10 protein-coding genes and 2 pseudogenes are annotated in these 15,696 nt (G+C 71.5%); 3 read left to right on the top strand and 9 right to left on the bottom strand.

What is annotated here, in order from left to right:
- Positions 1-46: 46 nt before the first annotated feature.
- Both ACWEOE_RS07960 and ACWEOE_RS07965 read right to left on the bottom strand, forming a co-directional pair.
- Positions 47-1,615, bottom strand: a complete 1,569-nt coding sequence (locus ACWEOE_RS07960) for a DNA polymerase Y family protein (protein WP_452005688.1) — start codon at positions 1,613-1,615, stop codon at positions 47-49.
- A gap of 343 nt (positions 1,616-1,958) precedes the next feature.
- A complete protein-coding gene (locus tag ACWEOE_RS07965; protein ID WP_452005490.1) occupies positions 1,959-2,681 on the bottom strand; it encodes a hypothetical protein in 723 nt (240 codons plus the stop codon).
- A 496-nt stretch (positions 2,682-3,177) separates the two neighbouring features.
- Here ACWEOE_RS07965 and ACWEOE_RS07970 point away from each other — a divergent pair.
- Together ACWEOE_RS07970 and ACWEOE_RS07975 are read left to right on the top strand one after the other, a co-directional pair.
- A pseudogene (locus tag ACWEOE_RS07970) lies at positions 3,178-3,237 on the top strand (hypothetical protein); the annotation flags it as partial.
- 209 nt (positions 3,238-3,446) lie between these two features.
- Positions 3,447-3,994, top strand: a pseudogene (locus ACWEOE_RS07975) (aminopeptidase); the annotation flags it as partial.
- Positions 3,995-4,050: 56 nt separating this feature from the next.
- Here the strand turns inward: ACWEOE_RS07975 and purH are convergent.
- From purH to ACWEOE_RS08010, 7 genes are all read right to left on the bottom strand, one after another.
- Positions 4,051-5,613, bottom strand: coding sequence for a bifunctional phosphoribosylaminoimidazolecarboxamide formyltransferase/IMP cyclohydrolase (gene purH / locus ACWEOE_RS07980; protein WP_452005493.1), 1,563 nt, complete (start codon positions 5,611-5,613; stop codon positions 4,051-4,053).
- Complete coding sequence (purN, locus tag ACWEOE_RS07985) at positions 5,610-6,227, bottom strand: phosphoribosylglycinamide formyltransferase (protein WP_452005496.1); 618 nt, start codon at positions 6,225-6,227, stop codon at positions 5,610-5,612. The genes purH and purN overlap by 4 nt, the downstream gene beginning before the upstream one ends.
- Positions 6,228-6,304: 77 nt before the next feature.
- A complete protein-coding gene (locus ACWEOE_RS07990) occupies positions 6,305-8,008 on the bottom strand; it encodes a cell division protein PerM (protein WP_452005499.1) in 1,704 nt (567 codons plus the stop codon).
- Positions 8,009-8,167: 159 nt separating this feature from the next.
- Complete coding sequence (locus ACWEOE_RS07995; protein ID WP_452005502.1) at positions 8,168-8,860, bottom strand: DUF5336 domain-containing protein; 693 nt, start codon at positions 8,858-8,860, stop codon at positions 8,168-8,170.
- A 212-nt stretch (positions 8,861-9,072) separates the two neighbouring features.
- Positions 9,073-9,960, bottom strand: a complete 888-nt coding sequence (gene sucD / locus ACWEOE_RS08000; RefSeq protein ID WP_452005505.1) for a succinate--CoA ligase subunit alpha — start codon at positions 9,958-9,960, stop codon at positions 9,073-9,075.
- A gap of 1 nt (position 9,961) precedes the next feature.
- Positions 9,962-11,131, bottom strand: coding sequence for an ADP-forming succinate--CoA ligase subunit beta (gene sucC, locus ACWEOE_RS08005; protein WP_364053688.1), 1,170 nt, complete (start codon positions 11,129-11,131; stop codon positions 9,962-9,964).
- A gap of 130 nt (positions 11,132-11,261) precedes the next feature.
- Positions 11,262-13,346: a hypothetical protein gene (locus tag ACWEOE_RS08010; protein WP_452005509.1), complete on the bottom strand. Its 2,085-nt coding sequence runs from the start codon at positions 13,344-13,346 to the stop codon at positions 11,262-11,264.
- Between the two features lie 1,203 nt (positions 13,347-14,549).
- Here ACWEOE_RS08010 and ACWEOE_RS08015 point away from each other — a divergent pair.
- Positions 14,550-15,233, top strand: a complete 684-nt coding sequence (locus tag ACWEOE_RS08015; RefSeq protein ID WP_452005691.1) for a M23 family metallopeptidase — start codon at positions 14,550-14,552, stop codon at positions 15,231-15,233.
- The last annotated feature ends 463 nt before the right edge of the window (positions 15,234-15,696 follow it).

The raw sequence follows: 15,696 nt of genomic DNA on the forward strand, positions 1-15,696 counted from the left end.
GGCGACTTGCGGGGGCTCGGGATGAGCAGGCTGGTGTTCTCTTCCATCAGTCGTAGATTCCTTCCACTGTCCACATCGGATTCTCGGTGCCGGAGCACAGGGCGAGCACGGCTTCGTCGGTGTCGTCGCGGCCGGTGGCGGCGAGGAGCAGCTGCAGGCGGGCCTGCTGTGGCGCGGCCGCGCGGCGGCTCCCCGCGACGGGCCACGGACCGGCCCAGTCGAGAACCGTGCGCGGCGGGCCACCCGCGACGCTCAGCCGGCACGGCGGCGCCGTGAGCTGCTTGCGGCTGGTGATGCCCACGGGCACGCCCTGCTCGTCCACGACCTGCACCGGCACGGGCTGTTCGAGCACCGTCGCGGGCGAAGGCGCCGGTAGCCGGCCCGGCCACGTGGCGTCGGGCGGCGAGGTGGGCTCACGCGGGTCGCCCCACGGGATGAGGCGGACGCGGCCGGCGGGGTCGCGGCCGCCGTCGAGGATCGGGGTGACCACGCCTTCGGGGCCGAGCAGGCCCTGCACGCGGACGAAGGCGCGGGCGGCGCGTTCGGTGGTGAGCTCGTCGTCCTCGCTGCGGTTGCCCCCGTGCCAGAGGCCCAGCTGCAGCGACTTGCCCTCGACCGTCTCTTCCGGCTCCAGCCGCAGCCGCGCGACGCCCGAGGTGGGCCGGTCGGTTTTCAGCCAGCCCTCGAACTGCCAGCGCACGCGGTCGGCGACCCCTTGGGGCGTCAGGGGTTCCGCGCAGCGCCAGACGCGGCCGAGCTGCTCGCCGCCCTCGGTGGTGGCGTAGATGCCGAGGCGCGTGCACGCCAGGCCGCGGTCGGCGAGCGCCGCGTGGAACCGCGCGCCGAGGTTCTTGGCGAGGAACGCGGCGACGTCGACGCGCTCCAGCACCGGGTCGAACTCCTCGACGAGCGTGAGGTCCGCGGGCGGCTTGCGCCGCAGCGGCGGCCGCTCCGACAGCCCGCGCGCCAGCCGGTGGGCGAGCACCCCGTCGAGCGCGAAGCGGGACATCACGTCGCGCTCGGTGAGTGCGGCGAACGCCCCGAGCGTCCTGAGCCCCAGCCTCGTGAGCAGGTCGACGAGTTCCTTGCGCTCGACGTCCGGCTGGTCCAGCTCGGTGATGCTCAGCGGGGCGAGGAACTCCCTCGTTTGCCGGGGCGGCACGAACTCACCGTGGCGGGCCGCGATCGTGGCTCCGAACAGCCCCTCGGCCACCCCGATCTGGCACTCGACGCCCGCCACCGCCGCCACCTGGTCCATCAGCTTCTCCGCGAGCGGGTGCTCGCCCCCGAAGTACCCCGCCGCGCCCGCAACGGGCACCGCGATCAGCCCCGGCCGCACCACCTCCAGCCCGACGACCAGCTCCTCCACCGCCATGGCGACGGTTTCGAACAGCCGCGCGTCACGCCCGTCGTCCACCCCGAACACGGCCAGCTCGGGACACTTCGACTCCGCCTCCCGCCGCCGCATCCCGCGCCGCACGCCGTTCTTGCGCGCCACCGCGGTGCAGGCCACGACCCGGTTGGCGAGGAAGACCGCCGCGGGCCGCGTGAGGGGCACGCCGGCCGCGGCACTCGCCGCGACGGCGGGCCAGTCGGGGCACCAGAGGACGAGCATGCGGGTGGGGACGGTGGTGTTGCTGGTGGTGTTGGGTTCTTGGGTGATGGTCATGCGGATTCCTGGTGTCCGATGTGGACGGAGGTGACGCGGGTGCCCCGGGTGTCTCGGTAGCCCCGGGTGGCTCGGTTGTTTCGGATGGCTCGGTTGTTTCGGATGGCTCGGTTGTTTCGGATGGCTCGGTGTGGTTTCGCGTGTTCTGCTCCGGGCCGGGCCGATCCGGGTGCCGCGGAGCCGGCCTTCGCGACCTCCGCACACCGCCGCGATGCCGGGCCACGGCGCGAAGCAGCCGCCCCACAGACAGCGGCACGGACCCGGAAACCCCGCCATGGCAACAGCCGGCTCATCCCGCAACCTCCTCATCGAGGCGCTGCAACGGAAGATCCACCGGGATCGCCAACGGTTCCGCCGGCAGCACGCGGCCGTCGGGACCGGGGAGGATGACCGGGATCGACCGGGGACGCGCAGCCCCGCCGCGGCCGCGGGCGTGGACCTCGGCGGGGCGAGAGCGCAGGAAACCCGCGCCGGAGCCCAGGAAACCGGTCCAGGGGCCGGGCGTGCAGTGGAGGTCGAGATCGGCCGCGGGCCACGGCCCGAGGGACAGCAGCACGGCCCCCCGATGGCGCGCGCGAGCGGAAAGCCGCCGGGCGACGGCAGGGCGCAGTGAGCGGGGCTCGGTGACCACGAGATCGACGCCGTCGAGGAGCGCGGCGACCACAGCCGCGTACTCGGCCCCCGGACGGGGCACGAGAGCCAGCCGCGACACCGCGACACCGTGTTCCGCCGCCGCGGCGATGCCCAGGGAGGGCACGCCGACCACCGCCGCCCACGACCCGGCGGCGGTGGCCTCGGCGAGCAGGGCGAGGAGCAGCGACGGGGAGCGGTGGACCGCCACAGTGCTCCCGCGCCGAAGCCCCGCGTCGGGCAGCAAGCCGGCCAGCGCCGGGGAAACCGGGAGCACCCTTCCCGTCACCCTGGCCTGCTCGGCCTGCTCCGCCACCCGGCTCGCCGTGCTCACGCCGGGCAGCGCCGCGAGCCGAGCCACCGGCTCCACCACTGCCGTCACCGCACCCACCTCCCCTCGCGCCCACGCCGGCGCCCGCCCCACCGCAGGCCCAGGCCAGAGCCCCCACAGGGCGAGCACCGACGCACCGCGGGGAAGGCGGCTCGCGACACCCTGCCAACAAGTCGAACACCTGTTCGATTCCTCAAGTACACCGCGTCCCAGCACCCGTGTCAAGTCGGAAGCGGTGCCGCTTTCCTGGTCACCCGTCCGTGGTACCCGCCAGGGGCAAGCCCCCGTGCCGGATGTGCAAAGGTCACGACCCCGCAGGACACCATGTGGATCATCAGGGCTCCCACCGGAAGATCCACTTGTAGCTTCGGCAAGCCGATCCCAGCGCTGTCGAAACAACGGGGAGACCACCGTGCGCCGACTTCTCACGCTGCTGTCCACCGCAGCCGTCACCGCCGCCGCTCTGGCCGGCACTACCACCTCAGCCGGCGCGGCGCCGAGCGATGACATCGAAGCGGCACTGGCGAAAGTCCCCGGCCTCACCGTCGTGTCCGAAACCACGGCGCTGGGCGACTACAAGTACTTCGAGCTTGAGTTCACCCAGCCGGTCGACCACCGGAACCCGCACGGCCGCACGTTCCAGGAGCGGCTCACCCTGCTGCACCGCAGATCACCGTCGCTTCTTCCCGAACGACGTGACCGACACGATCGCCCACTCCGCACCCACGCCCTGAAGCGGCATGAGAGCTCGGCAAGCTTGCCGAAGCCGATGCGCAGAAGAACGGCTGCACGTTCACCACGGCCGGTTCGGCGGACCGGTCACTCGAAATCTCGGTCATCGACTCGTACTTCGGTTTCCGGCAGTACCAATCGGAGTCGGACTGCGCGGCCATCCCGAAGCCCGGCGCTCCGGCCGAGCAGCTGTGGGCGTGGTTCGAGCAGGTAGACAGCCTCAACTCGTACGCGGCCCAGGAGCTCGGCCCACTGACCGCGTACTACTACCAAGCGGCCACCCAGATGGGCTCACCCATCGCCTACGACAGCTACCTGCGTGACCTGCTGCGCGACCCGGGCATCGACGTGCCGAGGACGGCCGTTCCGGCCTCGATCCCGATCCCGCACTACGACGCGCCGGCGATGCCCGACATCGATCTGCGGGTGAAGACGCAGGGCCGCGACCTGATGTTCACCTACGGCCAGAACGATCCGTGGAGCGCCGAACCTTCCGCCTGGGACCCGGGACCCAGGACGTTTACCGATTCACCATCCCTGGCGGCAACCACAACTCGATTGTCGCCGACCTGCCCGCCACGCAGCGCGCACAGGCCACCGCGACGATCCGGCGGTGGGCCGGACTGAACTGAGCTGAAACACAACGGGGCCGGCTCCGACGAGCCGGCCCCGTTGTCCGTGACAAACCTCAGTGCGCGAAGTGGCGCGTACCCGTCAGGTACAGCGTCACGCCCGCCTTCTCCGCCGCCGCGATCACCTCGGCGTCGCGGATGGAGCCGCCGGGCTGCACCACGGCGCGGACGCCGGCTTCGAGCAACACCTCGAGGCCGTCGGGGAACGGGAAGAACGCGTCGGAAGCGCCGACCGAGCCCTTCGCGCGGTCGCCGGCCCGCGAAACGGCCAGGCGCGAGGAGTCGACGCGGTTGACCTGGCCCATGCCGACGCCGACGGTGGCGCCGTCGTGGGCGAGCAGGATGGCGTTGGACTTCACCGCACGCAGGGCGCGCCACGCGAAGGCGAGGTCGGCCAGGGTCTGTGCGTCGGCCGCCGTGCCGGTGGCGAGTTGCCAGTTGGCGGGGTCGTCGCCGGGGGCGTCGATCGCGTCGACGGTCTGCACGAGCACGCCGCCGGAGATCGGGCGCAGCTCGACGGGCGCGGGGTTCTCGATCACCGGCAGCTTGAGCAGCCGCACGTTCTTCTTGCGCCGCAGGATTTCCAGCGCCTCCGGCTCGAAGTCGGGCGCCAGCACGACCTCGGTGAAGACCTCGGCGATCTGTTCGGCCGCATCGACGGTCACCGGGCGGTTCGTGGCGATCACGCCGCCGTAGGCCGAAACCGGGTCGCACGCGTGGGCCTTGCGGTGCGCCTCGGCGATGTCCGCGCCCACCGCGATGCCACACGGGTTGGCGTGCTTGATGATCGCGACTGCGGGCTCGGCGAAGTCGAACGCGGCACGGCGCGCGGCGTCGGTGTCGACGTAGTTGTTGTACGACATGGCCTTGCCGTGCAGCTGCTCCGCGTGCGCGAGGCCCGGCTGGCCACTCTGGTACAGCGCCGCCTTCTGGTGCGGGTTCTCGCCGTAGCGCAGCACGTCGCCGCGATCCCAGGTGGCGCCCAGGAAATCGGGGAACCCGGAGTCGTCGGCGGGCGCGTACACGTTGGCGAACCACGAAGCGACAGCCGTGTCGTACGCCGCCGTGTGCGCGTACGCCTGAGCCGCCAAGCGCTTGCGGTCCACGAGCTCGAAGCCGCCCGCCGTGACCTGCTCCAGCACCCACGCGTAGCGCGCCGGGTCCACGACCACCGCGACACTGCCGTGGTTCTTCGCGGCCGCACGCACCATCGCCGGGCCGCCGATGTCGATGTTCTCCACGCAGTCCTCGGGGCTCGCGCCCGACGCGACGGTCTGCGTGAACGGGTACAGGTTCACCACGAGCAGGTCGAACGCCGCGATCTCGAGCTTGCGCAGCTGCTCCACGTGGTCGGGGTTGCCCTGGTCGGCGAGCAGCCCCGCGTGCACGCGCGGGTGCAGCGTCTTCACGCGGCCGTCGAGCGACTCGGGGAACCCGGTCACCTGCTCCACCGGCGTGACGGGCACCCCGGCGTTCGCGATCACCTTCGCGGTGCCGCCGGTCGACACGATCTCCACGCCCGCGGCGTGCAGACCGGTCGCGAGCTCGAGCAGGCCGGCCTTGTCCGAGACGCCGATCAGCGCGCGCCGGACCGGGCGCCGTCCCTCTGGAGTGCTCACGAAAACCTCACCTTTCGTCCGTCCACGGTGCAGCCACCACGGCCGAGTCGCTCGATCGTTTCAACCAGCAGCCTGCGTTCCACGGCTTTGATCCGCTCGTGCAGGACGTCTTCGGTGTCGTCGGCCTCCACGACCACCGCCTCCTGGGCGATGACGGGGCCGGTGTCCACACCCGCGTCGACGAAGTGCACGGTCGACCCGGTCACCTTCACGCCGGCGGCCAGCGCGTCGGCCACCGCGTGCATCCCCGGGAACGACGGCAGCAGCGCCGGGTGCGTGTTGATCACCCGGTTCGCGAACCGCGACAGGAACTGCTCGCCGAGGATCTTCATGAACCCCGCCGACACCACCAGGTCGGGCTCGTACGCGGCCACGGCGCCGGTGAGCGCCTTGTCCCACGCGTCGCGGTCGGGGTGGTCGGCGACGCGGACGGTGAACGACGGCACGCTCACCCGCTCGGCCCGCGCCAGCGCCTCGATGCCGGTGCGGTCGGCGCCCACGGCCACGACCCGCGCCGGGAAGGCGGGGCGGGCGACGGCGTCGAGCACGGCCTGCAGCAGCGTGCCCGAACCGGACGCGAGCACAACGATCTTCACCGGGGTCGGCAGGTCCAAGCGGCTGGCCAGAACGGGCTCCTTGCACGGCGGCGGCGCACCTCGGGCGCACCGCGCTTCACCAGGTCACCCCAACCCTAACGGTCGCGCTCGCGGCCCTCGTCCTCACCGGAGCCGTCGGTGGACTCGGTCACAGCACCGGGCTCGCCGGAGTGCCGTTCCGGCTCGTCGAGCGCGACGTCTTCGGGCAGCTCGAGGCCCAGTTCTGCCTCGGCTTCGGCGTCGTACTCGTCGTAGTCGGGCTCGGGCTGTTCGGGTTGGCGCTGTTCGGGCTGGCGCTGTTCGGGCTGGCGCTGTTCGGGCTGGCGCTGTTCGGGCTGGCGCTGTTCGGGTTGACGCTGTGCCGGCGCCTCGGGGGCGTCGAGCTGTTCGGGCTCGGTGAACTCGGCTTCGAACTCGTCGGTGTCGAGGTCTTCGGGGTCGGCGTCCTCGAGCACTTCACACGGGTCGAGCTCGTCGACGTCTGCTTCGTCCATGTCCTCTTCGGACTTCTCGGACTCCTTCCCGGACTCCAGGGACTCCCCGGGCTCTTCCGCCGGATCCTCGTCGCCAGGCTCGGCGAACTCGTCTTCGACCTCGATCGGTTCCGGCGGTGCCGCCGGCTCGTGGGCACCCGCGAAGAACGCCACGAACCCGCCGGGGATCACGATCCAGCAGAACGCCACGATCGACGCCACCCCGACCGGCACGCTGACCGGGTCGAACGGACCGTCGGCGAGCCGGCCGCCCGCGAGCGTCCCCAGCACCACGCAGCCGAACGCGACCACGGCACCCGCGACGGCGACCATGCGGATCCGCCCGGCGGGGTCGCCGTCGGCGTGGCGCACCGACCAGCCGACCAGCGCGCCGACCGCCGCCGGCAGCACCAGCAGCACCGGCCACCACGAGGCGGTGTGCTCGGGGATGCCACCGAGCAGCGGCACGGCGGGCACGGCACCACCGCGGTACCCGATGAGGCTGACGTCGAGCGACCCGACCGTGAAGCCGGGACCGGTGACGAACGACAGCGCGGCCACCACGGCGTTGGGCAAATACGCCACCGAAAGCAGCAGCAACCCGAAACTGTTGCCGAACGAGGGCTCGAACAGATCGTCCACAGTGGACCAGGAGCTGACTGTGGCGGCGGCGAACACGATCGCGCCAACCGCCAGCAGGGCCGCCAGCCCCAGCGCGCCGGCGCGCAGACCCCGCACGGCCAGCGGGTCGAGCCGGTCGGCCACCGAAGCGGGCAGGCCGCAGCGGCGCACCGCCCCGCCCGTGGCCGCGAGCGCCGCGAACACCCCGGGCACAACGCACGCCAGCAGCGGGTTCGCCCACACCGGCGCGCTCAGCGAAAGCAGGCCGATCAGCAGCCCGAACAACGCGTGCGCGGTGGCGATCACGCAGATCAACGGGACGGCCTGGCGCACCGTCGTGAAACCGAGCCGCAGCGCGACACCGGACGCCGTGCGCGCCACGAGCAGCACGGCACCGATCGTCGGCAGCAGCGGCAGCACACCCAGCGGGTGGCCGGCGATGCCGAGCTGCACCTGGAACGCCGCGAGCCAGCCAGGCCCGGCCGTGAGCAGCATGCCGGTGGCGGAGAACGCGGTGCGCTCGGCGGACAGCGCCACGAGCGCGAGCAGGGTCGCGACCACGGCGTACTCGGTGATCAGCGGGCCGAAGGCGGCGGTGAGCAACACGCGCACCCGGGTGGCCGGAGCGACCTCGGCGTCGAGTTCGACGGTGTCGCCCACCGGCTCGCCGCCCGGCGGGCGTGGAGAACTGGTGAGCATGTGCATGCTTCGCACCTTGACATCCGCGCTGGTCCGTCCGGGTGAGGCACGCCGCCCCGGCCCGGCGTGGCGAACCCAACCCACCCGGTCGGGGGCACCCGAACAACAGAAAACACCCGCTGTGACACGGAGAGTCACAGCGGGTGTTCCAGCGACGTTCTGGCGTCAGCCCTGCTGGCCGAAGCCACCCGGCGGCGTGCCCGGGTTCTTGCCCTGCTCGCCCTGCGGCTGCTGGAAGAACTGGCCCTGCTGGGGCGCGTACGTGGTGGCCTGCTGCCCCGGCGGTGCCGCGCCCGGCTGCTGCGGGTACTGGCCCGGCTGGGGCTGCTGCTGGTACTGGCCGTACTGCTGATAGTGCGGCACCGCGGGCTTCGGCGCCGGCGGCTTGACGATGCCGTACTCGATGAGCAGCGCGGCCACCGCGACCAGCATCTGCACGATGCCGAGGATCAGCACCACCGTGACGATGCCGGGCGTCGACCGCTCGGCCACCGTCGTGTCGAGCGCCCCGAGCGCGCCGACCACGCTGAACAGCGCGGCGAAGGGCAGCACCCGCGGCGCCTTGGGCAGCGCGTGCATCGCCGCGAGCAGGCCACCGGTGAGCAGGAAGATCGTTTCCTGGCCCACGTCACCCGCTTCGTCGGAGAAGCCGATGAAGTACTGCACGACGCCCAGCACGGTCACCACGAGCGCGAGCACGAGCGGAAGGTTCTGCGGCAGCACCGGGCCGGCCGAGGCCGGCGGACCCTGCTGCGGCTGCTGTTGCGGGAACCCGCCCGACGGGGGCGGTCCCTGAGGGGGCTGCTGCTGGCCGCCGCCCTGCTGGGGGTAGCCAGGCCCGCCGCTGGGGAAGGTCATCGGAAGCTCTCCTGTCGTTCGCCGGCAACTCCGGGGGGAAGGTGGCACCCGGACGGATCACGTGCCGGCCGCGTCGCCGAAACGCTAGCGCATCCGAGGGTCCCCCGTCCGTGCCGTTGGACGCAGGGAATGCCCGATCGGTTGCAGCCGGAAACGCAGCGGGCCGGGCACCCATTCTGGTGCCCGGCCCCTGTGACCCGCGTTTGCGCAGGTCAGAGGTTGTTGTACAGCTCGCGCGCGAGGACGGCGGTCTCGCTCGGGGTCTTGCCGACCTTCACGCCGGCAGCCTCGAGGGCTTCCTTCTTCGCAGCCGCCGTGCCGGACGAACCGGACACGATGGCACCCGCGTGACCCATGGTCTTGCCCTCGGGGGCGGTGAAGCCCGCGACGTAGCCGACGACCGGCTTGGTCACGTTCTCCTTGATGAAGGCTGCGGCCCGCTCCTCGGCGTCGCCACCGATTTCACCGATCATCACGATGACCTTGGTGTCGGGGTCCTTCTCGAACTCCGCCAGCGCGTCGATGTGCGTGGTGCCGATGATCGGGTCACCACCGATGCCGACGGCGGTGGAGAAGCCGATGTCACGAAGCTCGTACATCATCTGGTAGGTCAGCGTGCCGGATTTCGAGACGAGGCCGATGTGGCCCGGGCCCGAGATGTCGGCGGGGATGATGCCGGCGTTGGACTTGCCGGGGCTGATCACGCCCGGGCAGTTCGGGCCGATGATGCGGGTCTTGTTGCCCTTGGCGACGGCGTGGGCCCAGAAGTAGGCCGAGTCGTGCACCGGGATGCCCTCGGTGATCACCACGGCGAGCGGGATCTCGGCGTCGACGGCCTCGAGCACGGCGTCCTTGGCGAACTTCGGCGGCACGAAGATGACCGACACGTCGGCGCCGGTCTCCTTGATGGCCTCTTCGACGGTGCCGAAGACCTTGAGGTCCTTGCCCTCGATGCTCACGGTCTGGCCGGCCTTGCGGGCGTTGACGCCACCCACGATGTTCGTGCCGGACTTCAGCATCTTGGTCGCGTGCTTCATGCCCTCGGAGCCGGTGAGCCCCTGCACGATGACCTTGCTGTTCTCGTTCAGGAAGATCGACATCTCACGCACCTGCCGCGGCGAGCTCGGCAGCCTTGTCGGCCGCGTTGTCCATTGTGTCCACCACGGTGACGAGCGGGTGGTTCGCGTCGGCCAGGATCTGGCGACCCTCGACGACGTTGTTGCCGTCCAGGCGGACGACCAGCGGCTTGGTGGCCTCGTCGCCCAGGATCTTCAGGGCCTCGACGATGCCGTTGGCGACCGCGTCGCACGCGGTGATGCCGCCGAAGACGTTGACGAAGACGCTCTTCACGTCGGTGTCGTTGAGGATGACGTCCAGACCGGCCGCCATGACCTCCGCCGACGCGCCGCCGCCGATGTCGAGGAAGTTCGCCGGCTTCACGCCGCCGTGCTTCTCACCCGCGTACGCCACCACGTCCAAAGTGGACATGACGAGCCCGGCGCCGTTGCCGATGATGCCGACCTGGCCGTCGAGCTTGACGTAGTTGAGGTTCTTGGCCTTGGCCTTCGCCTCGAGGGGGTTCTCGGCGTCCTTGTCCACCAGGGCCTCGTGCCCGGCCTGGCGGAAGGAAGCGTTCTCGTCCAGCGTGACCTTGCCGTCCAGGGCGATGATCTTGTCCTGGGGGTCGCGCACCAGCGGGTTGACCTCGACGAGGGTGGCGTCCTCGGAGACGAAGGTCTCCCAGAGCTTCACGACGACGTCGGCGGCCTCGTCGATGATCTCGGCCGGGAAGTTGCCGGCCTTCAGGATCTCGAGCGCCTTGGCCTTGTCGACGCCGGCGATCGCGTCGACGGGGATCTTCGCGAGCGCGTCGGGGCGTTCCACCGCGAGCTGCTCGATCTCCATGCCGCCCTCGGAGGACGCCATCGCCAGGAACGTGCGGTTCGCGCGGTCCAGCAGGAAGGAGAAGTAGTACTCGGACGCGATGTCCGACGCTTCCGCCACGAGCACGCGGCGCGTGATGTGGCCCTTGATGTCGAGACCCAGGATGGCTTCCGCCTTCTCCTTGGCCTCGTCCGGCGTCTGGGCCAGCTTGACGCCACCGGCCTTGCCTCGTCCGCCGACCTTCACCTGCGCCTTGACGACGACCTGGGTGCCGATCTGCTCCGCGGCGGCCTTGGCTTCTTCGGGGGTGTTTGCCACCGAGCCCGGCAGAACCGGTACTCCGTGGGCGGCGAAGAGATCCCTCGCCTGGTACTCGTAGAGGTCCACTACTCCAGTCTCCTGACGACACGCCACTGTGGTGGTCCGTTTCCGGACCGCGCTGTCGGACCAGTCGAGGTTAGCGACCAGCGAAGAGGCAGGGGACTCCGCACCTGGTGAAGTCGGTCACCGTACGCGGTCAGACGGTGTGAGTCCGCCCACCGACGGTGCTTTTTCGCGGGTTTCTCGCGCCCGCCGCGGCCGTGAAGGCCGCTGTTGCCGTGGCGACAATTGCGGCGAGCCCGAACCAGAACCCTAGCCCGGGCGCCCGGCCGGCGATGTCCACGAGCGGCAGCTCTGCCACGTGGACGGCGAGCACGAGCACCGCCCCGGCGAGCGCGGCCGCCGCGGCGCCGGGCCGCGAGCGGACGCTCAGGGCGAGCACGGCCAGGACCACCAGCAGGGCGGTGAGCAGTCCCCACGACGGAGTGTCGAAATCGGACCAGATCCCGGGCGCCGGGTAGTCGGGCGCACGGAACACGGGCGCGCTGAAGGCGACCACGGCGAGCACCGCGGCAACGGACGCGGGCAGCAGCACGTGGGGGCGGGGGCCTTCGGTGCCTTCGTCGTCGCGCTCGACCACGCCGGTGATCACGGCCGCGAGCGCCGTCAGCCCAGCGAGGCCCAGGGCGATCGCGGTGAAGACGGCACCGGCGCCGAGGTGGTAGCTGATCGTGCCGCCGAGGGCCCCGCCCAGGCCCGTCGCCTGCGACACGGTGAGGGCGGTGCTGAGCACGGCCGTGCCGGCGAGCACCACCCCCGCCCAGACGACGGCGAGGACGCCCCGGGCGGCTTTCGCCGTGCCGCTCGAGAAGAGGAAGGGCGCTGGGAGCACGGTGAGCACCGCCGCCACGAGCAAAACCCATCGGGCGGGGCTCTGCGTGGCGGTGTCCAGCTGCGGTGCCAACGCCCCGACGAGCGCGGCGCCGGCGGTCAGCACGGCCAGCAACGCGGTGACGGCCCGCCACAACGTCAGGCTCGGCACGCGCGCCTCGCCGGCGAGGTCGGTGCGTTCGACCTGGGCCACCTGTGGCGTCGCCGACGGCACCAGAACCAGGACCAGCACCATCGCCACCACGGCGACGACCGGCCCCCACGCGAGGTGCAGCCCGCTCACCGCCAGCCCGCTCAGCAGCGGTGGAAGCGCCACCGCGAATGTCGCCGCGGCCGCCCCGCCGAGCGTCCCGCGCGCCACACCGTCGGACGCCGCCCCGAATCCCAGCACGACGGCCAGTAGCAGCGCCCCAGCCAGCAGGAGGTACCCGGTGAGCGCCAACCCGGGACCCTCGAACGCGGACCGCGCCGGAAGGAAGGGGTTGTCCGACACGACGGGCGCCATCAGCAGACCGACACCCCCCACCACCGCGAGCAACGGCACGACCAGCCGCCAACGCCGCCGCCCGCCGTCGTCGCCGGCCACCTCGTTGAGGCTTCGCGCCACCTGCGCCGCCACGATCCCCGCGACGATCGTCAGCACGTGCCCGGCGACGAGCAGCCAGAACCCGGCGCCCACCGCACTGCGGTCCAGCAGGCGGTCGGGGAGGTAGAGCTCGGGGCGGACGGTTTTGGAGCCGTTGGCGAGGAATTGCAGGTCGAGGAGCAGCCGGCCCGGGGCCAGGGCGGCGAGGCCGGTGGTCAGGCCCGCCGCGAGCCCGTGCCTGCCGCTGTAGGCCGCCGCCGCCACGATCCCGGCGGGGACGAGGGCCAGCAGCGCCAGCAGCGGCCAAGCGAGGAAGCCGGGGCCGGCGTCGGGCGAGACGGGGAGGCCGGCGCCGGCGGTGAGGGCCAGGGCGCCGAGGGCGAGGAGGGTGACGGCGGATTTGAGCCGAGGTGAGGGGGTGCGGTCGGCGTATTCGCGGTCGGGTTGGAAGGGGGCACGCGGGGGTTGGAGGGAGGCACGCGGGGGTTGGAGGGAGGCACGGGGGGTCGAGTCGGTTTCGACGGCCGCGGTGGTGGTGAGGGTTGCGGATTTCGCGGTTTCGGTGCGCTTCGCGGTTTGGATGGACTTCGCGGGGCTCTGTGGTTTGGTTGGGCTCGGTGGTTTGGTGGGGCTCGGCGGTTTGGTGGGGCTCGGCGGTTTGGCGGATTTGGCCGGGCTCTCGGGATCGGCGCGCTTTGAGCTGGCCCCAGCGCCGCCGCGCTCACCGTGCTGACCCTCGACGGCGGCGGTCGCACTGCCGCGGTGGTCGGCGGCGGGCCGTTCGCCGGACGTCGCGCCGTTCACCCGCGAGGAAACGCCACCCGAACCGTCGGGGTCAGCCGCCTTCCGACGCCCGGCTCGACGAGTGTCAGCACGCGCCTTCTCCCTGGCAGCAGCCTTCCGCTCGGCGAGACTGGGCCTCCGCGCAGCACCGGACGACCGGAGGCTGTCCGGCTCAGAGCCGGAGCGGACCGGGGAGGAGTCCCCGTCTTGGGGTCCTTCGGACGAAGTCATCGAGGGCGACGCTAGCAAGCCGGACATCACCCGGCGCCCGCAGTGGCGCGCAAGACCCTGCTGGAGCGAAAGCGCCCGGGCGGTGGCGCGGGTGGCCGGGGCAGGTGCCGCGAGGACCGCAACCGGTGGCACGGCGCGCTCAGGTCCGAACACGAAGGCCGGCGAGCCGCGCGCTCGACACTCAAGGCGCACAGTTGGCCAGGCGGTCGCGCGGGCCCGGGAGTAGCGCGCACCCAGTCCAGGGATCAAGGGGCCTCGCAAGTGGCGGCCGGGCCGAGGGGTTCGACGAAGTTCACAGCCAACGGCGTGGGCGTCGAGAAATGGGCGGGAGGGGCGGCAACCCGGCGGGGGGACGCCTGGATACGAGAGCAAGGCACCCGCGAACGGTGGAGGGCACGGCCCGAGGCGCGGCGTGGGCGCGCCGTCGGAGGGCGGTTGACCCCGCATCCGGGTGGTCACCCGGCGATGCGGGTGACCGGGGCCACAAGCGCCCGAACGGATTCCCTTCAACCGCGGGCCGCAAACGTTTATTTCGGGGATGGGGCCGTCCGACGGGCGGGGAAGGGCCCGTTCGGGGGTGCAGGTGCCCGAAAGTCCTGAGATAGAGATCACACTAAACGGAGTAGTTTCAGGTTAACTTTGGGTAATCCCTACAGCTAGCCGCGTGATGGGGTCCGCCCGTTCGGCCGAAACGGCGGTGGCACCTTGCTCACAACGGTGCCCCTTCGTTACTGTCCCCCGGTCCCCATTACAGTCAGGTCACAAAGCAGGACGCGAGCAAACCACCCCCGAGGTTCGCTCACGGGATCCCCCGCCCGTAGTCCGCGACGACCCGGCTCCCCGACGATGGAAGGCCCTGTCTTGGCTTCACACCGCTCCCCCGGCGGCCAAGCCCCTTCCCCGGCGCTGAAGGACGCACTGGACGGTGCGGTCATCCGCGTGCGGGGTTCGCACCGCATCGCTCCGCCGTCGTCCGCGTTGCGTGGACGGGTCGTGGTCGCGGCTGTCGCGGCCGGCGCGTTCGCCGCTGCCGCCGCGGGCCAGACGCTGAAGACCGTGACGGCCGACTCCGACGCCGCTGTCACCCCGCTCGCCAACGCCCAGGACGCGAGCGCCTCGTTCACCCTCGGCAGCGCGGGTTCCGGGGGAGCCCCCGAACTGCTGCCCTCCGGCCACTCGATGAACGCCTCCGCCGAGGCGGCCCGCATGGCCGACAGCCTGAAGGTCACCGAAGCCCGCGAGAAGGCCGAAGCCGTCGCCGCCCAGAAGGCCAAGGAAGAAGCCGAGCGCCCGAAGACCTGCCTGCCGGCCCACGGCACGTTCACGTCGGGCTTCGGCGCCCGCTGGGGAAGCAGCCACCTCGGCATCGACATCGCGAACTCGATCGGCACCCCGATCTACGCCGCCTCCGACGGCACCGTGATCCAGGCCGGCCCCGCCAGCGGCTTCGGCCTCTGGGTCCGCATCCAGCTCGACGACGGCACCATCCAGGTCTACGGCCACATGAACAGCTTCTCGGTCCACGAGGGCCAGAAGGTCAAGTGCGGCGAGCAGATCGCGGAAATCGGCAACCGCGGCGAGAGCACCGGCCCGCACCTGCACTTCGAGGTCTGGCAGGGCGGCACGAAGAAGATCGACCCGCGCCCGTGGCTCGCGGCTCGCGGCATTGTCGTCTGATTCAGCGGTCTCCGTCGCATTCGGGTGCCTGAGTCGAGCGCGCTGACTCGACTGCGCTGAGTTCAGCCGACTCGATCCAGCCGCGCCGATCCAGCCGCCGAGGTCAGGCGAACTGATCCAGCCACTGGAGCCGGGCACGCTGATACAACCGCGCTGATTCCAGGCCGCTCGATCCAGCTGCGCCGATCCAGCCCGCCAGAATCAGGCACCCTGATCCAGCTGCGCTGAATCAGTCGCCCTGAGCCAGGCACCCGAACCGGGGCGCTGATACAACCGCGCTGAATTCAGCAGGCTCAATCCGGCCACGCCTGATCCAGCTGCGCTGAGTTCAATCGCCCTGGTCCAGCCACCCGAACCGGGCGCGAGGATTCGGCTGCGCTGAATTCAGCAGGCTCAATCCAGTCGCGCCTGCTCCAGCCCGCCAGAATCAGGCCTGATCCAGCTGCGCTGAGTCACTCGCCCT

This window comes from Amycolatopsis sp. NPDC004368, assembly GCF_053602515.1.

Coding starts and splice junctions, on each gene's coding strand:
- ACWEOE_RS07960 (WP_452005688.1), bottom strand. CDS start 1,615: ATGCTCGTCCTCTGGTGCCCCGACTGGCCCGCCGTCGCGGCGAGTGCC.
- ACWEOE_RS07990 (WP_452005499.1), bottom strand. CDS start 8,008: ATGCACATGCTCACCAGTTCTCCACGCCCGCCGGGCGGCGAGCCGGTG.
- ACWEOE_RS07995 (WP_452005502.1), bottom strand. CDS start 8,860: ATGACCTTCCCCAGCGGCGGGCCTGGCTACCCCCAGCAGGGCGGCGGC.
- sucD (WP_452005505.1), bottom strand. CDS start 9,960: ATGTCGATCTTCCTGAACGAGAACAGCAAGGTCATCGTGCAGGGGCTC.